Annotated in this window: 24 protein-coding genes and 1 pseudogene; 16 read left to right on the top strand and 9 right to left on the bottom strand. The window is 69.8% G+C overall.

All coding sequences use genetic code 11. The annotated features are described in order from the left end of the window. Nucleotides 1-33: 33 nt before the first annotated feature. On the bottom strand, nt 34-954 hold the full coding sequence (locus BM252_RS02450) for a DMT family transporter (RefSeq protein ID WP_093383113.1): 921 nt from the start codon (nt 952-954) through the stop codon (nt 34-36). A gap of 220 nt (nt 955-1,174) precedes the next feature. Further along, a complete protein-coding gene (locus tag BM252_RS02445) occupies nt 1,175-3,670 on the bottom strand; it encodes an alkaline phosphatase D family protein (RefSeq protein ID WP_093383111.1) in 2,496 nt (831 codons plus the stop codon). A 233-nt stretch (nt 3,671-3,903) separates the two neighbouring features. Between BM252_RS02445 and BM252_RS02440 the strand changes: the two genes are divergently transcribed. From BM252_RS02440 to rng, 8 genes are all read left to right on the top strand, one after another. Beyond that, on the top strand, nt 3,904-4,629 hold the full coding sequence (locus BM252_RS02440; protein WP_093383108.1) for a YebC/PmpR family DNA-binding transcriptional regulator: 726 nt from the start codon (nt 3,904-3,906) through the stop codon (nt 4,627-4,629). 73 nt (nt 4,630-4,702) lie between these two features. Beyond that, the gene (gene purD, locus BM252_RS02435) at nt 4,703-5,971 is read left to right on the top strand and encodes a phosphoribosylamine--glycine ligase (RefSeq protein ID WP_093383105.1); all 1,269 of its coding nucleotides are present in this window, start codon (nt 4,703-4,705) and stop codon (nt 5,969-5,971) included. Between the two features lie 177 nt (nt 5,972-6,148). Continuing rightward, a complete protein-coding gene (gene hemF, locus BM252_RS02430) occupies nt 6,149-7,066 on the top strand; it encodes an oxygen-dependent coproporphyrinogen oxidase (protein ID WP_093383102.1) in 918 nt (305 codons plus the stop codon). Then, the gene (locus BM252_RS02425; RefSeq protein WP_245774047.1) at nt 7,063-7,722 is read left to right on the top strand and encodes a nicotinate-nucleotide adenylyltransferase; all 660 of its coding nucleotides are present in this window, start codon (nt 7,063-7,065) and stop codon (nt 7,720-7,722) included. The genes hemF and BM252_RS02425 overlap by 4 nt, the downstream gene beginning before the upstream one ends. Then, the gene (rsfS, locus tag BM252_RS02420; RefSeq protein ID WP_093383097.1) at nt 7,723-8,406 is read left to right on the top strand and encodes a ribosome silencing factor; all 684 of its coding nucleotides are present in this window, start codon (nt 7,723-7,725) and stop codon (nt 8,404-8,406) included. 6 nt (nt 8,407-8,412) lie between these two features. Next, nucleotides 8,413-8,883 carry a 23S rRNA (pseudouridine(1915)-N(3))-methyltransferase RlmH gene (gene rlmH / locus BM252_RS02415; RefSeq protein WP_093383094.1) on the top strand — a complete coding sequence of 157 codons (471 nt, stop codon included), beginning with the start codon at nt 8,413-8,415 and terminating at the stop codon, nt 8,881-8,883. A gap of 134 nt (nt 8,884-9,017) precedes the next feature. Beyond that, on the top strand, nt 9,018-9,638 hold the full coding sequence (locus BM252_RS02410) for a Maf family protein (RefSeq protein WP_093383091.1): 621 nt from the start codon (nt 9,018-9,020) through the stop codon (nt 9,636-9,638). 55 nt (nt 9,639-9,693) lie between these two features. Next, on the top strand, nt 9,694-11,157 hold the full coding sequence (gene rng, locus BM252_RS02405) for a ribonuclease G (RefSeq protein WP_093383088.1): 1,464 nt from the start codon (nt 9,694-9,696) through the stop codon (nt 11,155-11,157). 87 nt (nt 11,158-11,244) lie between these two features. Here the strand turns inward: rng and BM252_RS02400 are convergent, their stop codons facing one another. Both BM252_RS02400 and BM252_RS02395 read right to left on the bottom strand, forming a co-directional pair. Next, entirely contained in the window at nt 11,245-11,433 is a 189-nt protein-coding gene (locus tag BM252_RS02400) for a hypothetical protein (protein WP_093383085.1), read from the bottom strand. Between the two features lie 82 nt (nt 11,434-11,515). Continuing rightward, complete coding sequence (locus BM252_RS02395) at nt 11,516-11,869, bottom strand: MarR family transcriptional regulator (protein WP_093383082.1); 354 nt, start codon at nt 11,867-11,869, stop codon at nt 11,516-11,518. Nucleotides 11,870-11,964: 95 nt separating this feature from the next. On the opposite strand from BM252_RS02395, the gene BM252_RS02390 reads away from it, so the two are divergent. Beyond that, complete coding sequence (locus BM252_RS02390) at nt 11,965-12,519, top strand: hypothetical protein (RefSeq protein WP_245774046.1); 555 nt, start codon at nt 11,965-11,967, stop codon at nt 12,517-12,519. Nucleotides 12,520-12,649: 130 nt separating this feature from the next. Next, nucleotides 12,650-14,389: pseudogene (locus BM252_RS02385) on the top strand (methyl-accepting chemotaxis protein). A gap of 54 nt (nt 14,390-14,443) precedes the next feature. On the opposite strand, the gene BM252_RS02380 reads toward BM252_RS02385, so the two are convergent. Next, nucleotides 14,444-15,805, bottom strand: coding sequence for an ROK family protein (locus BM252_RS02380; RefSeq protein ID WP_093383079.1), 1,362 nt, complete (start codon nt 15,803-15,805; stop codon nt 14,444-14,446). A 130-nt stretch (nt 15,806-15,935) separates the two neighbouring features. After that, complete coding sequence (locus BM252_RS02375; protein ID WP_093383299.1) at nt 15,936-16,577, bottom strand: nucleoside/nucleotide kinase family protein; 642 nt, start codon at nt 16,575-16,577, stop codon at nt 15,936-15,938. 233 nt (nt 16,578-16,810) lie between these two features. Here BM252_RS02375 and BM252_RS02370 point away from each other — a divergent pair, with 233 nt between their 5' ends. From BM252_RS02370 to BM252_RS02350, 5 genes are all read left to right on the top strand, one after another. Beyond that, nucleotides 16,811-17,809 (top strand): sugar ABC transporter substrate-binding protein, encoded by a 999-nt coding sequence (locus tag BM252_RS02370; protein WP_093383076.1) that lies wholly within the window; start codon nt 16,811-16,813, stop codon nt 17,807-17,809. A 90-nt stretch (nt 17,810-17,899) separates the two neighbouring features. Then, complete coding sequence (locus tag BM252_RS02365) at nt 17,900-18,931, top strand: ABC transporter permease (RefSeq protein WP_093383073.1); 1,032 nt, start codon at nt 17,900-17,902, stop codon at nt 18,929-18,931. 2 nt (nt 18,932-18,933) lie between these two features. Then, entirely contained in the window at nt 18,934-19,722 is a 789-nt protein-coding gene (locus BM252_RS02360; RefSeq protein ID WP_093383070.1) for an ATP-binding cassette domain-containing protein, read from the top strand. Beyond that, nucleotides 19,715-20,230: an RbsD/FucU family protein gene (locus BM252_RS02355; RefSeq protein WP_093383067.1), complete on the top strand. Its 516-nt coding sequence runs from the start codon at nt 19,715-19,717 to the stop codon at nt 20,228-20,230. The genes BM252_RS02360 and BM252_RS02355 overlap by 8 nt, the downstream gene beginning before the upstream one ends. Nucleotides 20,231-20,341: 111 nt before the next feature. Then, nucleotides 20,342-21,310, top strand: a complete 969-nt coding sequence (locus tag BM252_RS02350) for a PfkB family carbohydrate kinase (RefSeq protein WP_093383064.1) — start codon at nt 20,342-20,344, stop codon at nt 21,308-21,310. Between the two features lie 207 nt (nt 21,311-21,517). Here the strand turns inward: BM252_RS02350 and BM252_RS02345 are convergent, their stop codons facing one another. Genes BM252_RS02345 through BM252_RS02335 form a run of 3 tightly spaced genes read right to left on the bottom strand, consistent with a single transcriptional unit; the run spans nt 21,518 to nt 25,412 of the window. Then, nucleotides 21,518-23,083: a GGDEF domain-containing protein gene (locus BM252_RS02345; protein ID WP_093383061.1), complete on the bottom strand. Its 1,566-nt coding sequence runs from the start codon at nt 23,081-23,083 to the stop codon at nt 21,518-21,520. An 11-nt stretch (nt 23,084-23,094) separates the two neighbouring features. Then, nucleotides 23,095-24,138, bottom strand: a complete 1,044-nt coding sequence (gene waaF / locus BM252_RS02340) for a lipopolysaccharide heptosyltransferase II (protein WP_093383058.1) — start codon at nt 24,136-24,138, stop codon at nt 23,095-23,097. Then, on the bottom strand, nt 24,135-25,412 hold the full coding sequence (locus tag BM252_RS02335; RefSeq protein ID WP_093383055.1) for an O-antigen ligase family protein: 1,278 nt from the start codon (nt 25,410-25,412) through the stop codon (nt 24,135-24,137). The genes waaF and BM252_RS02335 overlap by 4 nt, the downstream gene beginning before the upstream one ends. 52 nt (nt 25,413-25,464) lie before the next feature. On the opposite strand from BM252_RS02335, the gene BM252_RS02330 reads away from it, so the two are divergent. Continuing rightward, complete coding sequence (locus tag BM252_RS02330; protein ID WP_093383052.1) at nt 25,465-26,295, top strand: glycosyltransferase family 2 protein; 831 nt, start codon at nt 25,465-25,467, stop codon at nt 26,293-26,295. Nucleotides 26,296-26,306: the final 11 nt, after the last annotated feature.

Raw genomic sequence — 26,306 nt, 5'->3', positions numbered from 1 at the left:
CCGTGGTGATGGGTGAAAAGAAAACGAGCTAAACTATTTATTCTTCGACAACTGGTAGATCCCCGCCAGCACCAGCGAGGTGCCGGCCAGCTGCCACGGCGTGATGCTCTCGCCGAGGACCAGCGCGCCGAGGAACAGGGTCGACACCGGGCCGATCATGCCGGCCTGCGAGGCGGTGCCGGCGCCGATGCGGGCCACGGCGATCATGGTCATGAACACCGGCATCACCGTGCACAGGATGCCGTTGACCAGCGACAGCCAGTACACCGGCGCCGGCTGGATCAGCAGGGAAGCCGGGCGCAGCAGGAAGAACTGGGCGATGCAGGCGACGCTGGAGACGCACATGGCGTAGGCCACCAGGCGCAGCGCGCCGAGGCGCTTGACCATTTCGCCCGACAGCAGCAGGTAGACGGCGTAGGAGGCGGCCGAGCCGAGCACCAGCATCGAGCCGAGCGCCACGTTGCTGGCGCCGCCCTTCAGGTCGTGCAGGAACACCAGCACGATGCCGCAGTAGGAGATCAGCAGCGCCAGCCACTGCTTGCGGCTGATGTGGCGGCGCAGGAAGACGGTGGTCATCAGCAGCACGAAGGTGGGCGTGAGGAACAAGATCAGCCGCTCCAGGCCGACCGAGATGTATTGCAGGCCGAGGAAGTCGAGGAAGCTCGACAGGTAGTAGCCGATCAGGCCCATGCCGACCAGGCGCCAGCGGTCGGACACGCTGAGCGGCGGCCCGCTGCGCATCTGCCAAACGGCGACGGCGGCGAACACCGGCAGCGAGAACAGCATGCGGAAGGCGATCAGGGTGACCGCGTCGATGTGGTAGCGGTACAGCAGCTTGGCCACCACCGCCTTGGTGGAGAACAGCACGGCTCCGCCAATGGCCAGCAGCAGCCCGCCGAGATAGGCGCGGCGCGCGTGGGCGCCCTGCGGGGCGTGCGATAAGCTTTTTTCCATGCCCAGATTGTAAGGGCAAACGGCGCAGGCCGCTCGGGACGGGCTTGCAACGCGGAAAGGCCGGCCGTGGCGGTGGAACCAGGGCCGGCCATTGGACGCCAAGTTTAGGCGCAGGCGGATACAACAACACCAGCGGCAGAGAGCCAGGGTCAGCCAGGGTCAGACCCTAGGGTCTGACCCTCAATGCGCACCGCTGGGTTTTCTCCGGCCGGCCTACGTCTTAGGCGACAGTTACCGCCGCCTTGCCAGCCTCGACGGTGGCGGTGGTGACACGGGCCACCACGTTGCTCGGCGCGTTGCCGCCGACCAGCTTGTTGACCTGCTTGAACTGCGCCACCAGCTTGCCCGGGGTCAGCGTGACCACGGTGTAGCCCTGGGCGTCGGTGTTCAGGTGCTTGAGCCACGGGTTGTTGCCCAGCGAGGCCAACTGCTGCGCCAGACCCAGCAGGGTGACGCTGAAGGCGCTGTTGGCCTTCAGGCCGGCCAGCACGGCGGCCACGGTCGGGTCGAGCTGCGCCTCCGGCAGACCGGCCGCGCCCAGCATGCCGCGCAGTTGCACGCGGATCTGTTCTGCCAGCGTGTCGACGGTCGGCGCCGCCTTGCCCATGGTGTAGTCGAGCAGGTTCAGCGGCAGGGTCAAGGTGCCCACGCCCGGCACCGGGATCGGCAGCGGGTAGGTGACCAGGGCGGCGATGTCGCCCAGGCTGTCGGCGGCCGACTTGATGTAGGTGTAGAAGGAGTCCGAGCTGACGCCGGCCGAGACCAGGTCGACCATCACCGGCGTGCCGCCGCCGGCGGCGTCGAAGTCGTCGTTGACGGTGCCGGCGAAGAAGGAGTGGATGTCGCCGGTCAGCGCCACCACGTTGGCCACGTTGTTGCTCTTCAGGTGGGCCATCAAGTCCTTGCGCTCGGCGTTGAAGCCGTCCCACTGGTCGCAGTTGAGCAGGAAGCGGGTGAAGAACGGCGCCAGCGCGGCCTGCTTGCCGGAGGCCACGACGAAGGCCGAGGCGGCCTTGTTGGCCTGGATGTCCGGCTTGATCCAGCCGAAGGCGATGGTCTGAGCGGCGGCGGTGGCCTGCGCCTCGGCGCCGGTGGCGGCGGCAGCGGCGCCGAAGGTGGCGGCGGCGATGCCGGCCTGGGCCGCGCTCAAACCGGCGCCGACGGCGGCGGCGGCACGCGCGGCGGTGGTGGCGGCGGCGCCGGCGATGGCGCCGGCGGCGGCCTGCGCCACGGTGCTGCTGGCGCCGGCGGTGACGCCGGCGACCAGGGCGGCGGCCACCGGCACGTTGCCGCCGACGGCGGCGGCGGTGCTGCCGACCTTGCCGGCCAGGGTGGCGATGGAGTTCAGCGCCAGCAGCGTGGCGATGGCGTCGCTGCCGTTCAGGCCCATGCGCAGCAGCGAGACCTCGTTACCCCACAGCTTCCAGGTGCTGGTGGCGGACTTCATCTTGTCCTTCCACCAGGCGCGCTGGGTGGTGCCGAGGATGCCGACAATGCTCAGCGGGTCGGCGCCGATGCTGGCGCCGCCGGCCATCTTCTTCGCCTCGGCGCCGGCCAGCACGTCCTGCGGCACCATGTAGCGCGCGCCCAGGCTGCCCAGCGGCTTGCCGGTGGCCGGGTTGATCGCCGCCTCGGGGATGGCGTGGTCGGAGCGGTACAGGCGCTCGTCGGTCATCACCAGCTGCATCAGCTTACCGAACTGGAAGTCGCGGTAGATCTTGATGTTCTGCACGCTGTCGCTGGCCGCGTCGAAGCTGACATCGGCCGGCATGTACTCGAACCAGGCCTGGTTGGCGCTGCGCCGGCGCTGCGGCTGGTGCAGGTCGCTGCCGTCGGCGTTGAAGCTGCCCTCGTAGGTCTCGGCGTCCTGCCAGCAGTCGTCGGAGAACTCGTGGTCGTCCCAGATGGCGATGAAGGCGAAGCGCTCGTGCACCGCCTGCAGGCGGCTGTCGGTGCGGTATTTCTTGTACAGGTAGCGGTAGTCGGCCAGCGTGGTGGCGTAGCGCGCGCCGGAGCTGCCGTTCTTGAAGGTGCCGTCGGGCAGCTTGAGCTTGTCGTGGCGGCTCTCCACGGCGCCGCTCTGGAAGTCCTCGCCGACCGTCTCGTAGATGTAGTCGCCCAGGTGGACGATGAAGTCGAGCTTTTCGGTGGCGGCGATGTTGGCCAGCGCGCCCCAGTGGTTGACGCTCCAGTCCTGGCAGGTCAGGTAGGCGAACTGCAGCTGGGCGACGTCGGCGTCGGCCGCCGGCGCGGTCTTGCAGCGGCCGACGTTGGAGCGCACGTCGCCGGCGACGAACTGGTAGTAGTAGACGGTGTTGGCGTTCAGGCCGGTGACCTTGTGGCGCACGGTGTTGTCGAAGGCGGACTTGAGGGCCAGCGTGGTGTCGACCACCATGGTGCCGCTCAGCGCGGCGTTGCTGCCCAGCGCGGCGGCGTTGTCGGCGGCGGTGACCAGCACGCGCAGGCCGACGTCGGCGGCGCTAGGCGCCTGGCCGACCGGATCGGCGCCGGCCGGCAGCGCGCGCGTCCACAGCATCACGCTGTCGGCGCGCGGGTCGCCCGAGGCGATACTCTGCGGGAAGGTCCAGTTGGCGCCAGCGGCCGGCGGCAACGCCGGGTCGACCTGGGTGCTGCCACCGCCACATCCGGCCAGGCCGGTGGTGGCGGTCGACACGGTGATGAAGCCGCTGTATTTCAAAAACTGCCTTCTGTCCATCTTGCTGTCTCCCGAGGAAATATTGCCAAAAGGTGATCCTAGCACCGCCAGATGACAGCTTGCCTACAAGAAATTGAGTCTTTCCTCTATTGCTGCGGCGCAGCGCGAGCTTTGCTGCGGCGCAGCGCGGCCGTTGTCGCGGCGCGGCGAAAGAGGCCGGCGGGCGCGGTTCCGCCCCTGCCGGTATGCTAAAATACCGGCCTCACCGACACACCGCCGAAGGAAGATCGAACATGGCTGGACACAGCAAATGGGCCAATATCAAGCACAAAAAGGCCGCAACGGACGCTAAACGTGGAAAAATCTGGACGCGCCTGATCAAGGAGATCACCGTGGCCGCGCGCATGGGTGGCGGCGACATCGCCACCAACCCGCGCCTGCGCCTGGCGGTCGACAAGGCGGCCGACGCCAACATGCCGAAGGACAACGTGTCGCGCGCGGTCAGCCGCGGCACCGGCGGCGAGGACGGCGCCGCCTACGAGGAGGTGCGCTACGAGGGCTACGGCATCGGCGGCGCCGCCATCATCGTCGACTGCATGACCGACAACCGGGTGCGCACGGTGGCCGAGGTGCGCCACGCCTTCAACAAGCACGGCGGCAACATGGGCGCGGAGAACTCGGTGTCCTTCATGTTCAAACACTGCGGCCAGCTGCTGTTCGCGCCCGGTGTCAACGAGGACGCGCTGATGGAAGCGGCGCTCGAAGCGGGCGCCGAGGACGTGGTGGCCGACGACGAGGGCGGCTTCGAGGTGTTGTGCCCACCCAACGACTTCGCCGGCGTCAAGGACGCGCTCGACGCGGCCGGCTTCAAGGCCGAGGTGGCCGAGATCATCATGAAGCCCGCCACCGAGACCGTGTTCACCGGCGACGACGCCGTCAAGATGCAAAAGCTGCTGGACGCCCTGGAAAACCTCGACGACGTGCAGGAAATCTATTCGAACGCGCTGATCGAAGACTGATCGGCCCTAGCTCTCCCTTGGACGGCGGCCGCGAGGCCGCCGTTTTCCGCTCTCCTTTTGAACGAACGGTCCTATGAAAATTTTGGTAGTCGGCTCCGGCGGCCGCGAACACGCGCTGGCATGGAAATTGGCGCAGTCCGAGCGCATCCAGATGGTGTATGTCGCCCCAGGCAACGGCGGCACCGCGCGTGATTCGCGCCTGGTCAACGTCAACATCACCGACCTGCACGAGCTGGCCACCTTCGTCGAGCGCGAGCACATCGGCCTGACCGTGGTCGGCCCGGAAACGCCGCTGGCCGGCGGCATCGTCAACCTGTTCCGCTCGCGCGGCCTGAAGGTGTTCGGCCCGACCAAGGAAGCGGCCCAGTTGGAGTCGTCGAAGGACTTCGCCAAGGCCTTCATGCAGCGCCACGGCATTCCGACGGCGCGCTACCAGACCTTCTCCGAGGTCGCCCCGGCGCACGCCTACATAGCCGCGATGGGCGCGCCCATCGTCATCAAGGCCGACGGCCTGGCCGCCGGCAAGGGCGTGGTGGTCGCCATGTCGCTCGACGAGGCGCACCAGGCGGTCGACGACATGCTGGCCGACAACCGCTTCGGCGACGCCGGCGCCCGCATCGTCATCGAGGAATTCCTCGCCGGCGAGGAGGCCAGCTTCATCGTCATGTGCGACGGCAAGAACATCCTGCCGCTGGCCACCAGCCAGGACCACAAGCGCCTGAAGGACCACGACCAGGGACCGAACACCGGCGGCATGGGCGCCTATTCGCCGGCGCCCATCGTCACGCCGGCCATGCACGCCCGCGTGATGCGCGAGATCATCGACCCGACCATCGCCGGCATGGCCAAGGACGGCATCCCCTTCACCGGCTTCCTCTACGCCGGCCTGATGATCGACGACAAGGGCACGCCGCGCACGCTGGAGTTCAACTGCCGCATGGGCGACCCGGAGACGCAGCCGATCATGGCGCGCCTGAAGACCGACCTGCTGACGGTGATGGAGCACGCCGTCAACGGCACGCTCGACGCCGTCGAGCTGGAATGGGACCGCCGCACCGCCGTCGGCGTGGTGCTGGCCGCCGAAGGCTATCCGGACGCGCCGCTGAAGGGCGCCGTGATCGACGGCATCCCGGCCGAAACGGCCGAGTCGGTCACCTTCCACGCCGGCACCGTCGAGGTCGACGGCCAGTTGCAGGTCAGCGGCGGCCGCGTGCTGTGCGTGGTCGGCCTGGGCGACAGCGTCAAGATGGCGCAGAAGCAGGCCTACGAGACGGTCGACCAGATCGCCTTCGAGGGCATGCAGTGCCGCCGCGACATCGGCTGGCGCGGCCTGAAGCACTAAGCGCCCGCGGCAAACCCGCCGGCGGCAATCGAGGACCCTAGGGTCAGACCCTAGGGTCTGACCCTGGTGCTGCGCCCTCGGCTGATTTGACGCTCCGCCCCCCTCCCCCATTCGCAGCTATCACAAAAACGCGCAACAGGGTACAATCGACCCTTACTTTTTGTTTTGCGCCGCACAATGTCGTTTTCCCCCAATCCTCCCGCCGTCAAAGCCTATCTGCTTGAGCTGCAATCCCGTATCGTCCAGGCGCTTGAGTCGCTGGACGGCAAGGCCTTCCTGCGCGACGAATGGGAGCGCCCGGGCGGCGGCGGCGGCATCACCCGCCTGGTCGAAGAAGGCAACGTGATCGAGCGCGGCGGCGTCAACTTCTCGCACGTCACCGGCCCGGCGCTGCCGCCGTCCGCCTCGGCGCACCGGCCCGAGCTGGCCGGCCGGCCGTGGGAGGCGATGGGCGTGTCGCTGGTGCTGCATCCGCGCAACCCGCACGCGCCGACGGTGCACATGAACGTGCGCTTCTTCTCCACCAGCACGGCCGACGGCACGCCGGTGTGCTGGTTCGGCGGCGGCATGGACCTGACGCCCTACTACGGCTACGCCGAGGACGCCACCCACTTCCACCGCGTCTGCCGCGACGCGCTGGCGCCGTTCGGCGACGAGCTGCACCCGCGCTACAAAAAATGGTGCGACGAGTACTTCTACCTGAAGCACCGGCGCGAGGCGCGCGGCATCGGCGGCATCTTCTTCGACGACTACAACGCCGCCGGCTTCGAGCAAAGCTTCGCCATGGTGCGCAGCGTCGGCGACGGCTTCCTCGACGCCTACCTGCCGGTGCTGGCACGGCGCAAGGACACGCCCTACGGCGAGCGCGAACGCGACTTCCAGGCCTACCGGCGCGGCCGCTACGTCGAGTTCAACCTGATCTTCGACCGCGGCACGCTGTTCGGCCTGCAGTCGGGCGCCGGCCGCACCGAGGCGATCATGATGTCGATGCCGCCGATCGTCAAATGGCGCTACGAATGGCAGCCGGAGGACGGCACGCTCGAGGCGGCGCTGTACACCGACTTCCTGCCGCCGCGCGACTGGCTCACCACGTGAGGCCATGCGTCGTGCTGCTGGGAGGCAGTTTCGATCCGGTCCACCACGGTCATGTCAGCCTCGGCGCCCACTTCGCAGCACTGCTGCAGGCGACCCAGCTGCGTGTGATCCCGGTCGGCCGCCAATGGCAAAAAGACAGCGTGCAGGCCACGCCGGAACAACGCGCCGAGATGGCGCGCCTGGCCTTCGCCGAGCTGGCCGTGCCGGTCGTGATCGACACGCAGGAAATTGAACGCAGCGCCAACGGCGCGCCCAGCTACACCATCGACACGCTGCGCGCGCTGCGCGCCGAACTGGGGCCGCAGGCCTCGCTGGTGTTCGTCGTCGGCGCCGACCAGCTGCAACGGCTCGACACCTGGCACGACTGGCGCCGGCTGTTCGACTACGCGCACATCGGCGTCGCCGCGCGGCCCGGTTTCGAGCTGGCCAAGGCCGGGCTGCCGGCCGCCGTGGCCGCCGAGTTTTCCACCCGACTAAACAGTATTGAACAAATCCGCAACACGCCGCACGGTCTGACTTATCTGGCACAAGACTTCGCGGTGGATATCTCCGCCACCCAAATACGTGCGGCATTACAACGGGGGGATAAGGCAAACTCGCTTATCGCGCCGCTAGTGCTAGACTATATTGAACAACATAATCTATACAAAAGCTAAATGGACATCAAAAAACTGCAAACCCTCGTCGTTGACGCCCTCGAAGACGTCAAAGCGCAAGACATCGTCGTATTCGACACCGTCCACCTGACCAGCCTGTTCGACCGGATCGCCATCGCCTCCGGCACCTCGAACCGCCAAACCAAGGCGCTGGCCGCCTCCGTCCGCGACAAGATCAAGGCCGCCGGCGGCGAAGTCTACGGCATGGAAGGCGAGGACACCGGTGAATGGGTGCTGGTCGACTTGGGCGACATGATCGTCCACATCATGCAAGCACCAATCCGCGCCTACTACCGCCTGGAAGAAATCTGGGGCGACAAGCCGGTCAAACTGGGCGCCGAGAAGCGTGCCAAAAAGGCCGAGGGCGACGTGGAACCGAAGAAGACCAGCGGCCACTTGGCTGCCTCGAAGGCGGCAGTGTCGGCCAGCCCGGTGATCGAGAAGAAAGAGAAGAAAGCGCCGGCCAAGAAAGCCGCCACCACCGCCGCCAAGAAGCCGGCCGCCAAAAAAGCCGCCACCCCTGTCGGCAAAGTCGTCAAGGTCGCCTCGACCAAGAGCGCCACCGCCGCGGCCGCCGCCTTGAAGGCGCTGCCACCGAAGCCGAAAGCACCGAAGGCGCCGAAAGTCGCCGCCGAGGCGCCGGCCAAGACGGTCATCAAGCGCATCAAAAAAGTCGCCGAGTAAGGCTCGATGCAGCTCCTTATCGTCGCGGTCGGCCACAAAATGCCGGCCTGGATAGAGACGGGCTTCGCCGAGTATGCCAAGCGCATGCCGCCGGAACTACGCATCGTGCTGAAGGAAATCAAGCCGGTCGACCGTTCCGGCAGCAAGACCGCCGCCACCGCCATGGCGCTCGAACGTGAGCGCATCGAGGCGGCGCTGCCCAAGTCGGTGCGCATCATCGCGCTCGACGAGCGCGGCAAGGACCTGACCTCGGTCGGCCTGTCGCAGCAGCTGGAAAACTGGCAACAGGACGGCCGCGACACGGCCTTCCTGATCGGCGGCGCCGACGGCCTCGACCCCGAGCTGAAGGCGCGCGCCGAGGGCTTGATCCGCATCTCCAGCATGACCCTGCCGCACGGCGTGGTGCGGGTGATGCTGGCCGAGCAGCTCTACCGCGCCTGGTCGATCACCCAGAACCACCCCTACCACCGCGTCTAAGGCGCGGGCCGAATACAGGGTCAGACCCTCAGGGTCTGACCCTACGGTGCGCCGCTGGGGTTTCTCCGCGACACGGGAGGCCCCCGCGCCCCGTCCGACTTGCCCTTGCGGCAACTTGGCACTACACTCCTACGATGAAACCCATCGACAAGACGATCTACCTCGCCTCCAAAAGCCCGCGCCGGCGCGAACTGCTGCGCCAGATCGGCATCGATTTCGAACTCCTGCTGCTGCGCAGCGACGGCCCGCGCGGCGCCGACGTCACCGAGGAGGTGCTGGCCGCCGAGGCGCCGGCCGCCTATGTCGAGCGGGTCGCGCGCGAGAAGGCCGCCTTCGCCTGGAACCTGGTGCAGCGCCGCCACCTGCGGCCGCGCACCGTGCTCACCGCCGACACCACCGTCACCATCGACGGCGCCATCCTCGGCAAGCCGGCCGACCGCGCCGAGGCCGTCGCCATGCTCGAGCAGCTGTCCGGCCGCACCCACCAGGTGCTGACCGCCGTCGCCGTCCAGCACGCCGAGTTCAGCGGCCAGATCACCCAGGTCTCCAACGTGCGCTTCGGCGTGCTGTCGGCGGCCGCCATCGCCGCCTACTGCGCCACCCTGGAGCCCTACGACAAGGCCGGCGGCTACGGCATCCAGGGGCCGGCGGCGGCCTTCATCGAGCACATCGAGGGCAGCCATTCCGGCATCATGGGCCTGCCGCTGTACGAAACGGCGCAATTGCTGCGCCAAGCCGGTTTGCCATTGCCATAAGCCCGTGTATGATCGTCGTTCGCCTCCCCCACCCAACAGCAGGCAAACGAGACACATGAACGAAGACATACTGATCAACATCACCCCGCAGGAAACCCGGGTCGCCCTCATCATGCAGGGCGCGGTGCAGGAGCTGCACATCGAGCGCACCCTGACGCGCGGCCTGGCCGGCAACGTCTACTCCGGCAAGGTCGTGCGCGTGCTGCCCGGCATGCAGTCGGCCTTCATCGACATCGGCCTCGAGCGCGCCGCCTTCCTGCACGTCGCCGACATCTGGGAGGCCCGCCCGCACGACGGCCAGAACGCCGCCCCCACGCCGATCGAGAAGATCCTGTTCGACGGCCAGGTGCTGACGGTGCAGGTGATCAAGGACCCGATCGGCACCAAGGGCGCGCGCCTGTCGACGCAGATCTCGATCGCCGGCCGCATGCTGGTCTACCTGCCGCAGGATTCGCACATCGGCATCTCGCAGAAGATCGAGAAGGAGTCCGAGCGCGAGGCCCTGCGCGGCCGTCTGCAGGGCCTGCTGCCGGCCGACGAGAAGGGCGGCTACATCGTGCGCACCCAGGCCGAGGACGCCTCCGACTCGGACATCGGCGCCGACGTCGAGTACCTGCGCAAAACCTGGGCGAGCATCGGCAACGGCGCCCGCACCAAGCCGGCCACCACCCTGCTGCACCAGGACTTGAGCCTGGCGCAGCGCGTGCTGCGCGACTTCGTGCATGAAGAAACGGCGAGCATCCAGGTCGACTCGCGCGAGAACTTCATCAACCTGTCCGAGTTCGCCAAGACCTACACGCCGAGCGTGCTGCCGCGCCTGCAGCACTACACCGGCGAGCGGCCGCTGTTCGACCTGTACGGCGTCGAGGAGGAGATTTTGCGCGCGCTGGGCCGGCGCGTCGACCTCAAGTCGGGCGGCTATTTGATCGTCGACCAGACAGAGGCGATGACCACCATCGACGTCAACACCGGCGGCTTCGTCGGCGGGCGCAACTTCGCCGACACCATCTTCAAGACCAACCTGGAGGCGGCCCACGCCATCGCCCGCCAGCTGCGCCTGCGCAACCTGGGCGGCATCATCATCCTCGACTTCATCGACATGGACAACGCCGAGCACCGCAACGCCGTGCTGCTCGAGCTGAAGAAGACGCTGTCGCGCGACCGCACCAAGGTCTCGGTGAGCAACTTCTCGGCGCTCGGCCTGGTCGAGATGACGCGCAAGCGCACCCGCGAGTCGCTCGCCCACATCCTCTGCGAGCCCTGCCCGGCCTGCGCCGGCAAGGGCCAGGTGAAGACCTCGCGCACCATCTGCTACGAGATCCTGCGCGAGCTGCTGCGCGAGGCCAAGCAGTTCAACCCGCGCGAGTTCCGCATCCTCGCCTCGCAGGAGGTGGTCGACATGTTCCTCGAGGAGGAGTCGCAGCACCTGGCGATGCTGGGCGACTTCATCGGCAAGAAGATCTCGCTGCAGGTCGAGACCGCCTACCACCAGGAGCAGTACGACGTCATCCTGATGTAGGCAAACCTGTGCGGCTGTGCGCGCGCCAAGGAACACATGCAGGACAGCGATACGCCGCCCCCGGCGGCCGGCGCGCTAGCCGCCGGGCTAGCCGCCGGGCTTGCCGTCCGACGCCGCCATCGCCCGCGCCGGCTCGCCCAACTGGCGCGCCGATTCGGCCGGCGCCGCCTGCTTTTCCTTGTGCGCGCGCAGCGCCGCCAGGTAGTGGCGGTAGGCGCTGCCGACCGGGTCGTCGCGGCCGGCGTCGGGGCCGGCTTGCTCGTTCGCTTCCATCATCCGCACCTCGTCCTCATCCAAGCCGAAAACATTGATCGATGAACCATATCGCTATGGTTTCAAGAACATAAAAACAACAGCTTCACCCCTTCGCCGCCTGCACCAGGCAGTTCGACAACTTGTCGAAGTGCAGCAGCGCGGCCTGGGTCAGCTCGATCTGCTTGCGCCGCGTGTCCTCGGTGTCGGACAGCATGATCCAACCCTTCTCGCGCATCGCCGTCAAGCGGCTGTGCAGCGTGGCCGGCGAGCCGAGCTCCTTCTTGCCCATCATGTCGCGCACCGACAGGCGCTGCTGTTCCTGGCCGGCGCGCGCGATGATGGCCAGGATGCGCTCCTCGAGCGGGTCGAGCGAGGGCAGCGAAGGCAATCCGCGCAGCGCCTCGGCCAGTTGCAGGAAGCGCAGATAGATGTCGGCCGGGCGTGTGGATTTTTTCATCGAAGCTTATACTGGTGGTCCATGTCGCTTGTATACTGCTATAGATTTTAAACCATTGCAAGCGTTCCGACCGTCCCATTCGAAGAGCACCGCCCATGGCCCGTATTCGTCTGCACGCCCTGTTGATCCTCTCCTCGGCGCTGTTCTACTACCTGCTGGCGCGGCTGCAGGACCTCGCCTTTCCGCACGTCGAATTCAGCCGGGGCATCGGCTGGATCTACCTGCCGGCCGGCGCCCGCCTGCTGTGCCCGCTGCTGTTCGGCTTTTCCGGCGCGCTCGGCGTGATGCTCGGCTCCTGGGTCATCTGCTTCTTCTACCTGTATCCGGACGATCCGCTGCGCTCGCTGGCCGGCGGCGTCAGCTCGGCCATCGCGCCCTACCTGGTCTACCGCCTGTCGCTGGCGCTGTTCGGCATGCAGGACTCGCTGCGCCAGCTCAGTTCGACAAGGTTGTTGATGCTCGTGCCGATCTTCGGCGTGGCCAGCCCGCTGATGCACCACCTGTGGTTCTGGCTGCACGGCGACGCGGTCGACCTGGGCCGCGGCTTCGCCGTCATGGCGGTCGGCGACATGGCCGGCGCCCTGCTGGTGATCTACGCGCTGAAGGCGCTGCTGGGCCTGTGCGCGCCCGGGCCGGAGGCGCTCAAGTAGCTGCCGCGACGCGGAATGTGGTTCCGTCACAACGCAATAAGGCGTGCGTCTGTCCGAGGGGGAAGGTGCTAGAGTCGTTGAATTGATTTATACCAATCCGGCTTTCAAACCGCAATCAGGGAGTTACACCATGCGCTTCTCCGACCTTGGCATCCGTGCCAAACTCTACCTCGGCTTCGGCGCCGTCGTCTTTATCATGGCGGCGCTGCTGGGCAGCTCCTACCTCAATTTCACCAGCCTGTCGCAGGCCAACGGCTGGAACATCCACACCTAACAGGTGATGGCGGAAACCCAGACCATCCTGGAGAGCCTGATGAACATCGAGACCGGCGAGCGCGGCTATTCGCTGACCGGCGACGAGGCGGCGCTGGCGCCGCTCAAGCAGGGCATGGCCGGCTTCAAGACCCACCTCGACAAGGCGCGCTCGCTGACCTCGGACAATCCGGCCCAGCAGGAGCGGCTGGCGCAACTCGAACAAGCCCAGGCCGCCTGGCTCGGCCAGGCGATCGAGCCGGTGCTGGCGCTGCGCCGCGCGGCCGGCGACGGCGACGTCGCGCCGGTGCTGGCCTTCGCCAAGACTGGCAAGGGCCGCGCCGGCATGGACAAGATGCGCGCCCTGCCGGGCCAGATCAGCGACGCCGAGGAGGGCCTGCTGGCGGTGCGCGCCAAGGAGGCCCGGGCCCTGCAGGGCCGCACCGCCAACACCATGCTGTTCGGCGGCGCCGCCGCCGTGGCGCTGGCCGGCGTGCTGGCCTGGCTGTTGAGCGGCAACATCGTCACGCCGCTGGCGAACGCCGTGCGCATCGCCCAGACCGTCGCCGGCGGCGACCTGAGCGGGCGCATCGAGGCCCACTCGCGCGACGAGACGGGCCAGCTGCTGGCGGCGCTGGGGGTGATGAACAGCAGCCTGGTGGGCATCGTCGGCGAGGTGCGGCGCGGCACCGACACCATCGCCACCGCCAGCGGCGAGATCGCGCGCGGCAACGCCGACCTGTCGGCGCGCACCGAGCAGCAGGCCAGCTCGCTGGAGGAGACCGCCTCGTCGATGGAGCAGCTGACCGGCACCGTCAAGCAGAACGCCGACAACGCGCGCCAGGCCAACACCCTGGCGGCGACGGCCTCGGCGGTGGCGCTGCGCGGCGGCGAGGTGGTGGCCCAGGTGGTCGACACGATGAGCTCGATCAACACCTCGTCGCGCAACATCGTCGACATCATCGCCGTCATCGACGGCATCGCCTTCCAGACGAATATATTGGCGCTGAACGCGGCGGTCGAAGCGGCCCGGGCCGGCGAGCAGGGGCGCGGCTTCGCCGTCGTCGCCACCGAGGTGCGCAACCTGGCGCAGCGCTCGGCGGCGGCGGCCAAGGAGATCAAGGGGCTGATCGACGACTCGGTCGACAAGGTCGAGGCCGGCAGCCGGCTGGTCGAGCAGGCCGGCACGACGATGGGCGAGATCGTCGACAGCGTGCGCCGCGTCACCGACATCATGCTGGAGATCTCCTCGGCCAGCGCCGAGCAGATCGCCGGCATCGAGCAGATCAACCAGGCCATCGGCCAGATGGACGCGGTGACCCAGCAGAACGCCGCGCTGGTCGAGCAGGCGGCCGCCGCCGCCGAGGCGCTGCAGGAGCAGGCCGCCCACCAGGCGCAGGTGGTCAGCGTGTTCCGCCTCGACCAGTCGGCGGCGCCGGCCGCCGTGGCCGCGCCGGCGCGCCGCGCCGCCATCGCGCCGGCCGCGCCGCCACGGGCGCGCGCGCCGGTCACGGCGCTGGCGCTGACGCGCAAGGCGGCGCCGGCGCGCACTGCGCCGCCGGCGCCGGCGCGGGCGGCGGCGAAAAAGGTCAGCAACGAAGAGTGGGAGGAGTTCTGATCAAGCGCGGTTTCTGCAGCCGGGTACGGTTGATGTTTCCATTGTGCGCCGAATTCAGGCGTCGAGTTTGAGGAACACCTCGGGGTCGGGGGCGAAGTTGACGTACAGCGGCAGCAGGGCGCCGCCCAGCGCGCGGGCGTCGGCGCCGATGGTGCCGGCCAGCACCTGCGGACAGCGCGCGCCCTCCCAGTTGTAGCGCCGCAGCGCCGCCGTCACCGCCTCGAGCAGCAGCTCGAGCAGGGCGCGGCTGCAGGAGCCGTCGACGATGGCGCCGTCCAGGTCGAGCAGGCAGTTGGCGCTGGCCAGCGCCATCGCGATGGCGGCGCCGCCCTGCTCGGCCCACACCGCGCTGTGTTCCAGCCAAGGCGCCTGCATGGCGCGCTCGTCGGTGGCGGCGGTGGGGTCCAGGCCGGCTTGGCTGAAGCGCTGCTCCAGGCCGAGCAGCGAGGCCACGCTGAGCAGCTGCGCCGGCTGCGCGGCGGCGGTGCCAGCAGCAGCACCGGCGCCAGTGGCACCATCTGCAGAAGCGGCGCCGTCGGCAAGGCCAACGCCGGGGCCGACGCCACCACCTGCCCCATCCCCTGCGCGCTCGCCCGCGCCGCCGGCCACCGCCAGCGGTAGCGAGCCGACCGCGCCGGCGTTGCCGTGCAGGCCGGCGTAGAGTTGGCTGTCGAGCACCAGGCCGCCGCCGATGAAGGTGTCGACGAACAAATACAGGAAGCTCTTGACGCTGCGGCCGCGCCCGGCCACCAGTTCGGCGACGCAGGCGGCCGCCGTGTCCTTGGCGAAGCGCACCGGCAGGCCGGTGTCGGCGGCGATGCGGGCGGCGATGTCCTGTCGCTCCCAGCAGCCGGCCTGGCCCGGCGGCGTGCCCATCAGCGCGTGCCAACGGTCCAGCTGCAGCGGCGCGGCCACGCCGACGCCCTGCAGGCGGGCGCGCAGCGCGGCCGGCAGCGCGGCGCGCATGCGCGCCACCTCGGCGGCGATGGCGGGGAACACCACCTCCTGCTCGGGGAAGCGGTAGGCCAGCGAGGCGCGCTGGCGCACCACGCCGGTGAAGTCGATCAGCAGCACGTCGAGGCGGCGCCGGCCGATGTTGACGCCGAAGGAGAAGGCGCCGTCCGGATTCAGGGCGATCGGCACCGAGGGCTGGCCGATCTTGCCGCGCAGCGGGGCGTGCTTGTGCACCAGCGCGTCCTGTTCGAGGCGGGCGACGATCAGCGCCACCGTCTGCGTGCTCAGCGCGGTCAGGCGCGCCAGCTCGGCCTTGGGCAGCGCGCCGTGCAGGCGCATGGCCTGCAGCACCACGCGCTCGTTGAACTGGCGCAGGCCGGTCTGGTTGGAGCCGCGCGGACGCAGATGGTCGGCGGCGCCCGCTTCGGGGTCTACTGCGGCCGATGGTGGTGTGTGCTGCATGTGTCCTGCTCCCGGGCCGCGCTTGGCGCGCCCCTGTGTGATGGTTGCAACAAAAGCGCGAGTCTGCACCATCGCGCCGGCCTTGGCAACCGGCCAAGGCGCGTGGCACCGCGCTGACCTTGTTGCGGCATCAGCCCAGCACCAGATCGGCGCGGGCGCGGCCCTGCTCGATCAGGCGCGCGTTGGGCTCGTCGGTGGACTCGATCCAGGCCCGTGCGTCGGCCTCGTCGCGGCCGAAACGCATGTGGCGTTCCAGCAGCCGACGGCGGCGCAAGTCCGGCTCGATGTCGATGTAGCAGACGGCGTCGAGCAGCGGCCGCACGCCGCCCCAGTGGTCCTGCTCGAGCAGCAGATAGTTGCCCTCGGTGATGACCAGTTCGACCGACTCGGCCACCGCGATGGCGCCGGCCACGCCCTCCTCCAGCTCGCGCCGGTACTGCGGCGCGTACACCGTCTCGCCCGCCGCGTGTTGGCGCAGCCGGGCCAGCAGGGCGACGTAGCCGGCGCTGTCGAAGGTGTCGGGCGCGCCCTTGCGGCCGGCCCGGCCCAGCCGCGCCAGCTCGCTGTTGGCCAGGTGGTAGCCGTCCATCGGCACCACCACGGCGCGGCCGGGCAGGCTCTGCACCAAGCGCTCGGCGACGGTCGATTTGCCGGCGCCGGGCGCGCCGACCAGGCCGAGCAGGAAGCGGCGGCCGGGCACGGCGCGCGCGGCCAGCAGCGCCAGCAAGGGGGCCAACTGGGGATCGGACTGCGGGTCCGGCAAATGCGGGATGGTCAAGGGCGCTCCGGTGAAAACGGGGTTGGGGACCGGCTCTGCTGCCGGCTTGCGGTCCAGCTTAGCGCGCCGCGCCGGGCGCCGTCAATCGCCGCACAGGCCGCTGTTTCCCTGCCGCACGATTAAATAAAATAACTTGATTTATTAATTATTCGAGCCTATATTTCCTATCAGCGCCGGCAATATGATCGGCCAAGACGACGCACCCATAATAATTTTTGGAGACAAGTATGAACGCAAGGCACCACCTCGTCCTCGGTTTGCTCGCATCCCTCGCCGCCGCCGGCGCCATCGCCGCCGACCAGCCCGTCGTCGGCCTGATCACCAAGACCGAAACCAACCCCTTCTTCGTCAAGATGAAGGAAGGCGCCCAGCGCGCCGCCACGCTGCAGGGCGCCAAGCTGCTGACGGCGGCCGGCAAGGCCGACGGCGACAACGCCGGCCAGGTCGGCGCCATCGAGAACATGATCTCGGCCGGCGCCAAGGCCATCCTGATCACCCCCAACGACTCGAAGGCCATCGTGCCGGCCATCAAGAAGGCGCGCGCCCAGGGCGTGATGGTGATCGCCCTCGACAGCCCGGCCGACCCGATCGACGCCACCGACGCGCTGTTCGCCACCGACAACTTCCAGGCCGGCCTGCTGATCGGCAAGTACGCCAAGGCGGCGCTGGGCGGCAAGCCGGCCAAGATCGCCACGCTCGACCTGTTCCCCGGCCACCCGGTCGGCGTGTCGCGCCACAACGGTTTCCTGGCCGGCTTCGGCGCGGCCGACATCACCGCCAAGACCGTCGGCCTGGCCAAGACGGCCGAGGTGGTCTGCATGGCCGACAGCTTCGGCGACCAGGGCAAGGGCCAGACGGCGATGGAGAACTGCCTGCAAAAGAATCCCGACATCAACCTGGTCTACACCATCAACGAACCGGCGGCGGCCGGCGCCTACAAGGCGCTGAAGGCGGCCGGCAAGGAAAAGGGCGTGATGATCGTCTCGGTCGACGGCGGCTGCGCCGGCGTGCGCGACCTGAAGGCCGGCGTGATCGCCGCCACCGCGCAGCAGTACCCGCTGAAGATGGCCGGGCTGGGCGTGGACGCCGGCGTGGTCTACGCCAAGACCGGCAAGAAGGCCAGCGGCTACCTCGACACCGGCGTGACGCTGATCAGCGACAAGCCGATGGCCGGCGTCGACAGCAAGGACAGCGCCTTCGGCCTGAGCGCCTGCTGGGGCAAATAGGCTAGCCAAGCAAGGTAGGCAAGTAAGGTAGCTAACAAGTAAGCCAGGTCCGGGCCGGCGCGCGCCGGCCCCCACACTGAAAGGACGCCCATGAACTCCACGCTCCACCCCGCCGCCGGCCAGCCGGCCGCGCCCTCCCCCGCCGTGGCCGCCGCCGCGCCGGCCGCGCAGCGCCTGAAGCAGCTGCTGCCGCCGGTCAACGTGCTCGGCCCCGTGCTGGCCCTGCTGGCGGCGAGCATCTTCTTCGCCAGCCAGTCCGACCGCTTCCTCAGCGGCCAGAACTTCTCGCTGATCCTGCAACAGGTGATGGTGGTCGGCGTGATCGCCATCGGCCAGACCCTGATCATTTTGACCGCCGGCATCGACCTGTCCTGCGGCATGGCGATGGCGCTCGGTTCCGTCGTCGCCACCAAGTTCGCCGTCGACTACGGCCTGCACCCCTTCCTGGCGGTGCCCTGTGGCATGGCCGCCTGCGTGCTGATCGGCTACCTCAACGGCGCCCTGGTCACCGCCATCAAGCTGCCGCCCTTCATCGTCACGCTGGGCACGATGAACATCGCCTTCGCCGTCACGCAGATCTACTCGCAGGCGCAGACCGTCACCGGCCTGCCCGAGGCGATGACCTTCTTCGGCAACACCTTCCAGCTGGGCCAGACCAGCATCACCTACGGCAGCGTGCTGATGCTGGCGCTCTACCTGCTGACCTGGCTGTTCCTGCGCGAGACGGCGCCCGGCCGCCACCTCTACGCGGTCGGCAACAACCCCGAGGCGGCGCGGCTGACCGGCATCGCCACCAAGCGCGTGCTGCTCGGCGTGTACATGACGGCCGGCCTGTTCTACGGCATCGCGGCCATGCTGTCGGTGGCGCGCATGGGCGTGGGCGATCCGCAGGGCGGCCAGACCGACAACCTCGACAGCATCACCGCCGTGGTGCTGGGCGGCACCAGCCTGTTCGGCGGGCGCGGCTCCATCCTCGGCACCCTGGTCGGCGTGCTCATCGTCGGCGTGTTCCGCAACGGCCTGACCCTGATGGGCGTGCCCTCGGTGGTGCAGATCCTGGTCACCGGCGTGCTGGTGATCCTGGCCGTGGCCACCGACCAACTGACCCACAAGAAAGGCTGAGCATGGACACGACGACAGACATCTTCCAGGCGCGCGGCCTGGTCAAGCGCTACGGCGGCGTCACCGCCCTCGACGGCACCGACTTCAACCTGCGCGCCGGCGAAATCCTCGCCGTGATCGGCGACAACGGCGCCGGCAAGTCCTCGCTGATCAAGGCGCTGTCCGGCGCCATCGTGCCCGACGAGGGCGAGATGCGGCTGGACGGCCAGCTGGTGCGCTTCAAGACGCCGATCGACGCGCGCCGCCACGGCATCGAAACGGTCTACCAGGACCTGGCCGTGGCGCCGGCCATGACCATCGCCGAGAACCTGTTCCTCGGCCGCGAGCTGCTGCGTCCCGGCCTGCTGGGCAAGTGCCTGCGGCTGATCGACAAGAAGCGCATGCTGGCCGAGGCGGCCGGCCACATGGCCGACCTGAAGATCGGCATCCGCTCGATGAAGCAGGCGGTCGGCACCCTGTCCGGCGGCCAGCGCCAGGGCGTCGCCGTGGCGCGCAGCACCGCCTTCGCGCGCCACGTGGTGATCCTCGACGAGCCCACCGCCGCGCTCGGCGTCAAGGAGGGCAACATGGTGCTCGAACTGATACGCCGGGTGCGCGAGCGCGGCCTGCCGGTGATCCTGATCAGCCACAACATGCCGCACGTGTTCGAGATCGCCGACCGCATCCACATCCAGCGCCTGGGCAAGCGGGTGGCGGTGGTCGACCCCAAGCACATCAGCATGTCCGACACGGTGGCCGTGATGACCGGCGCCAAGGACCCGCGCGACTTGGCGGAGGCGGCCCATGCTTAAAGGCATCGATCCACTGCTCAGCCCGGAACTGCTGAAGGTGCTGGCCGAGATGGGCCACGGCGACACGGTCGCCCTGGTCGACGCCAACTTCACCGCCACCACGCTGGGCCGGGGCAAGCCGGTGCTGCGCCTGCCCGGCGTCGGCCTGGCGCGCGCCGGCGCCGCCCTGCTGTCGGTGCTGCCGCTCGACGTGGCCGAGCGGCCGGTGGCCTTCATGGCCGTCGGCGGCGAGCCGGACGGTTACCGCTCGGCGCTGCAGCGCCAGCTGATCGCGCTGTGCGTGGACAGCGGCGGCGCCGCCGCCGAACAATGCGAGGCGGTCGAACGCTACGCCTTCTACGAACGGGTGCGCGGCGCCTACGCCATCGTGCAAACGGGCGAGCTGCAACCCTACGCCAACTTCCTGTTCAGCAAAGGCGTGCTGACCGGCGATGGCGAAGCCGGGACGGCGCCCCGCACTGCGGCCGAAAGGGGTCAGACCCCGTACGGCGCCAAGGCGGGGGGCTGACCCCGGCGTCCGGTTTGCGGGGTCAACGCCCGGGCGGCCGCCAAACCAGGCAGAACAACAAACTTTTAGCGCCGGCACCGCCGGCCGCTGCTACATATCAAGGAGTGGAACATGGTGGTAACGTATGGCGAAGCACTGGTCGACATGATTGAAATGCCGGACGGACGCTTCGCCGCCGTGCTGGGCGGCTCGGTGTGCAACTTCACCCAGGCGATGGCGCGCCAGGGCCTGGCGGTCAGCTATTTGAACCCGCTGTCGCGCGACGAGTTCGGCCGCCGCTTCGCCCGCCTGCTGGGCGGCGCCGGCGTGCGCCTGGCCAGCCCGGCGCCGAGCGCGCAGCCGACCTCGCTGGCGGTGATCACCCTCGACGCGAACAAGACGCCGTCCTACGTCTTCCACCGCCACGGCGTGGCCGACCGCGACATCACGGCGGCGCAGGCCTGCGCCCTGCTGCCGGCGGCGCCACGGCTGTTCCACAGCGGCGGCCTGGCGCTGGTGACCGAGGACGTGGCGGCGGCGCGCGCCATCGCCGCGCAGGCCAAGGCGCGCGGCGCGCTGGTGTCGATCGACGCCAACATGCGGCCGCTGGTCTGCCCCGACGTGGACGGCTACGCCGCCGGCGTGCGGCGGATGTTGGCCGAGGCCGACCTGGTCAAGGTCAGCGAGGAGGACCTGGAGCACCTGGGCTACGCCGGCCGGGCGCCGCTGGAGGCGGCGCGCACGCTGCTGCACGCCAGCGGCGCCAAGCTGCTGGCGCTGACCCTGGGCGCCGACGGCGCCGTGCTGCTGACGCCGCACGCCGCCGTGGCGCTGGCCGCGCCGGCCGGCCTGGCGGTGGTCGACAGCGTCGGCTGCGGCGACAGCTTCTGGGCCGGCCTGCTGTCGAGCCTCGACGAGGGCGGCCAACTGGACGGCGCCGCGCTGGCGGCGCTCGGCCCGGCCGCGCTGGAGCGCGCCTTGCGCGCCGCCGTCGCCTGCGCCAGCCTGAACCTGATGCGCGAGGGCTGCCAGCCGCCCGACCGCGCCGAGCGCGACGCCTTCCTGCGCGCCGGCCTCCTGGGCGCCGCGCGCGCCGTCTAAGCCGCCGCTTTTACGCGGCCCCGGACCCGGGGACCCGGGGTCAGGGACCCGGGGTCAGTGCCGACATTCGGACACAGACTCAGCAGTAAAGAGCCTCGGCGGCATGGGCAATGGTTGAGGTCGTGTCCGAATGTCGGCACTGACCCCGGTGGTGACCCCGGTGGCTGACCCCGGTGGCCGACCCCGGTGGCGCGGTGGCGGTGGCCTTCAGGTGGTGCGCGGCGGCGGCGGCGGTTCGGTCGCCAGGCGCGCCAGCACGGGCGCGCGCGCCACCCGGTTGCGGCCGTCCGACTTGGCGCCGTACAGCGCCTGGTCGGCGGCGTCGACCAGCATGCCGGCCAGGTGCACATCACGCTGCGGCATCAGCGTCGCCACGCCGGCACTGATGGTCACCACGCCGAACGGGCTGGCCGCGTGCGGCAGCTGCAGCGCCTCGACGGCGGCGCGCACCCGCTCGGCCACGGCGTGGGCGCCGGCCAGGTCGGTGTCGGGCAGCAGGATGGCCAGCTCCTCGCCGCCGTAGCGCGCCGTCAGGTCGCCCGGCCGCTTCGGCGTCTGCGCGCGGATCTGCGCGCAGACGGCGCGCAGGCAGTCGTCGCCCTTGCTGTGGCCGTATTCGTCGTTGTACTGCTTGAAGTAGTCGACGTCGACCATGACGAAGGCCAGCAGGTGCTGGTAGCGCATGGCGCGGCTGAACTCGTTGCCCAGCGTGACGTCGAACTGGCGCCGGTTGGCCAGCCCGGTCAAGCCGTCCTGCATGGCCTGCCGCTCCAGCGTGCGGTTGACCTGCTCGAGCGCGTCGCGGGCGGCGCGCAGCTCGCCCTCGGCGCGCTCGCGCAGCCCGATCTGGCGCACCAGGCGCTGGCCGAACAGGCCCAGCATGGCCGCCAGCAGCAGCACGCCGAGCGAGCGAAGGAAGGTGTCGCGGCGCCACTGCGCCAGCATCTCGTCGCGCGACAGCGCCGCCGTGACGAACAAGGGATAGTGCTGCAGCGGCCGGTAGCTGTTGAGCCGCACCTGGCCGTCCAGCGGCGACAGCAGCGAGGCGCTGCCGGCCAGGCGCTGCGGCATGAAGGCGGCGTACAGGTTCGAGCCGCGCAGGTCCTGGCCGATGGTGGCGTCGTCGAAGGGCCGGCGCAGCAGCAGCACGCCGGCGTTGTTGAACAGCGCCACGGCGCCGTGGCGGCCGACGTCGAGGCTCTGGTAGAAGCGGCGGAAGTGGTCCAGGTCGACGGTGGCCAGCACCACGCCGCCGAAGCCGCCGTCCGGCTTGTCGATGCGGCGCGACACCGGGATGATCCACTGCCCGGTCGAGCGGCTCACCACCGGCAGGCCGACGTAGGCGGCGCGGCCGGGATGGCTGCGGTGGTGGCGGAAGTACTCGCGGTCGGCGTTGTTGAGGGTGGCGTTGAGCAGCGGGCGCGAGTTGACCAGCCAGCGGCCCTGCTCGTCATAGGCGAACAGGCCGCCCAGCTGCGGCAGGTTGGCCACCTGCGCCACCATGCGCGTGTGCAGGCGCGCCAGCGCCGCCTCGCCCAGGCCGTCGACCTCGATGCGCTCGACCAGCTCGGCGACGCTGGTGTCGGCCGCCTTGATGCTGTCGTCGGCCTGCTGCGCCATGGCGCGCGCCAGGTTGAAGGTGGCGCGCTCCATCTCGAGCAGGCGCTCGGCGCGCGCGGTCCAGCTGCGCCAGCCGTCGATCGCCACCAGCGCCAGGCAGACCACGCCGACGAACACGCGGGCCCAGAAGACGATGGGGAAGCGTCTGTGCATGGCCGCCCCGCTCACCCTGGCGGCGCCGTCAGCAACTCGCCCAGGCGGCGCCAGACCAGCGCCGGCTCGATGCCGCGCATGCAGTTCTGGTGCCCCAGCGGGCATTCGCGCTGGCGGCACGGCGCGCAGTCGAGCCGCAGCGAGATGGCCGCCGAGCGGTCGGAGAACGGCGGCGCGTGGTCCGGGTCGGTCGGGCCGTACAGCGCCGCCACCGGCCGGTTCAGCGCCGAGGCGATGTGCAGCAGGCCCGAGTCGTTGGCCACCACCGCCTCGGCCTTGGCGATCAGCGCGATGGCTTCGGCCAGGCTGGTGCGCCCGGCCAGGTTGTGCACGGCGGCCAGGCCGCCGGCGGCGGCGGCCACCTCGGCGCACACCGCCTCGTCCTTGGGCGAACCGAGCAGCGCCACCTGGCGGCGCGGCTCGGCCAGCAACGCCAGCCGGGCCAGCGCGGCGAAGTGGGCCGCCGGCCAGCGCTTGGCGGCGCCGAACTCGGCGCCCGGCGCGAACACCAGCAGCGGGCGCTCGGCGTCGAGGCCGGCGCCGGCGCAGGCGCCGGCGATCTGCGCCGGCGCCACCGCCAGCGCCGGCCGTGGCGGCGCCGCGCCCAGCGGGCCGGGCGCGCCGGCCAGCGCGGCGTAGAAGGCCACCATCGGCCGCGGCGGCGTGTCGTCGCGGTGCATCACGTTGATCAGGCCGTGCCGGCTCTCGCCCTTGTAGCCGACCCGCCTGGGGATGCCGGCCAGCCAGGGGATCAGCGCGTACTTGAGGGTGTTGGGCAGCACGTAGGCGGCGTCGTAGCCGCGCGCGCGCAGCAGCCGGGCGTAGCGCCAGCGCTCGCGCAGCTGCAGCGCGCCGTGGCGGAACGGCGTCTGCAGCACCTCGTCGACCTCGGCCATCTGGCGCCACACCGGCGCCACCGGCGGCGGCGCCAGCACGTCGATCGGCGTGTCCGGCCGCGCCGCGCGCAGCAGCTGCAGCAGCGGCTGGGCCATGACGGCGTCGCCGATCCAGTTCGGCGAGATCAGCAGGATGCGCGGCGGCGCGGCGGCGCTCATGCCGCCGCCTTGTCGGCCGGCGCGGCGGCGGCGGCCGCCTCGTCCTGCGCGTTCAGGCACAGGCCCATCAGCAGGAACAGCATCAGCGCGTAGAACATCGTGCTGCGCACCGACCAGAAGATCACCTCGGTCAGGCCGAAGCTGAAATAGCACACCACCAGCAGCGCGCCGGCCAGCGCCGGCGCCAACAGGCCGGCGGCGACGGTCGGCCGGCGCCGCAGGATGCGCAGGAAGAACAGCAGCGGCAGCAGCAGCGTGGCGCCCCACGCCAGCAGGCCCAGCACGCCGCCGTAGACCAGCGCCTGCACCATGTCGTTGTGGAAGTGGTCGAACTGCAGCACGAAGGGGTCGATCTTGCCGTCGGCGGCCAGCTCGGCCAGTTCGGCCTTGACCTGGGGGGCCGCCGCGCCGCTCAGCGGGTGGCGTTCGATCAGCATCGCCGCGCCGCGCCACAGCTCGAGCCGCACGCCCATGTTGCTGTAGGCGTTGCCGCCGCCGTAGTAGCTGCGCACGTCGTCGATGCCCTGTTCGAGGCGCTGGCGGGCGCCGGTCTGCGGCACGAAGTAGCTGGCCAGCAGCAGCGCCAGCGCGGCCAGCGCGGCGCCCTGGCGCAGCCGGCCGCGCAGCACGTGGCCGTAGCGCACCATCAGCACGCCGGCGAACAGCACCGCCAGCCAGCCGCCGCGGGTGCCGGTGGCGATCGAGCCGGCCAGGCCGGCCAGCGCGCCGAACGCCGGCCACAGCGCCAGGCGGCCCTTGAAGTCGCTGCTGGCGGCCAGGCACATCAGGCCCATGCACAGCACGATGTCGCCGAAGGTGATCGAGTTGATCAGGCCGCCCGGGCGCTGCATGCCCATGCCCCAGCGCTGGTAGACCGAGAAGGCGGCGCCGGCCACGGCACCGGCGATCAGGCCCCACCACAGCGCGCGCCGGCTGGGCCGGCAGGCCAGCACGGCCAGCATGACGGTGGCGGCGGCCAGCATGCGGCCGGGCTTTTCCAGCGCGCGCAGGTGCACGCCGTGGCGCAGCACCATCAGCAGCACGGCGAAGGCCAGGCCCAGGCCGAAGGCCAGCAGCACGCCGCGCACCTGCGGCCAATGGCGCCGCAGCGCCGCCATGCCATCGCGCCGGGTCAGCACGGCCGCCAGCAGGAAGGCGAAGCTGCACAGGCCGACGCCGAAACTGCTGATCAGCGTCAGGAAGGGCAGGCAGAACAGCAGCAGGTGGATCAGCAGGGAGTTGCCGCGCGCCGGCCCGGATAAAGTATGATTCATTCTTGTTCTTGTCGGTTCTATTTGCAATCTATCAACACAGGCAGCGGACTTCATGCACCAGGCACCAACCATCTCCGTCATCATCACCACCTACAACCGTCCCGACGCGCTGCGCGCCGTGGTCGAGGCCTGTTTCGCCCAGGACGACCTGGATTTCGAAATCATTATCGCTGATGACGGCTCGGGCGACAACACACGGGCCTGCGTCGCCGCCCTGCAGGCCGCCGCGCCGGTGCCGCTGCGCCATGTCTGGCAGGACGACCTGGGCTTCCGCGCCGCCCGCGCGCGCAACCTGGGCACGCTGGCCGCCAGCGGCGACTACATCGTCTTCCTCGACGGCGACTGCGTGCCGCGGCGCGACTTCGTGCGCCGCCACCGCCGCCTGGCCCAGCCCGGCCACGTCGTCTGCGGCAGCCGCATCCTGCTCAGCGAGGCCGGCACCGGCCGCGTGCTGGCCGAGGGCATCGACCTGCAGCGCCTCGGCCTGGGCCGCATGCTGCGCTGGCGCCTGGCCGGCCACCTGAACAAGCTGCTGCAGCTGCTGGTCGGCTGGCCCGACCTGGGCCGCACCACGCGGCGCTTCTCCTGGCGCCGCATCAAGAGCTGCAACATGGCGGCCTGGCGCAGCGACCTGGAGCTGGTCAACGGCTTCGACGAGAGCTTCCTCGGCTGGGGCCACGAGGACTCCGACCTGGTGGTGCGCCTGTTCAACGCCGGCGTGATGCGCAAGGACGGCGCCTTCGCCACCGAGGTGTTCCACCTGTGGCACCGCGAGAACCAGCGCGACCAGGAGTCGAGCAACCGCCAACTGGTGCTGCGCCGCGCCGCCGAGCGCACCACCCTGGCGGTGCGCGGCCTGCGCGAGGAGGCGGCCGGCGGCTAGCCGCCGCACCC

This window comes from Rugamonas rubra (assembly GCF_900114705.1).
Lineage (GTDB): Bacteria > Pseudomonadota > Gammaproteobacteria > Burkholderiales > Burkholderiaceae_D > Rugamonas > Rugamonas rubra.
Note: the sequence above shows the minus strand (reverse complement) of the source record. Positions and strands in the feature narration are given on the sequence as shown.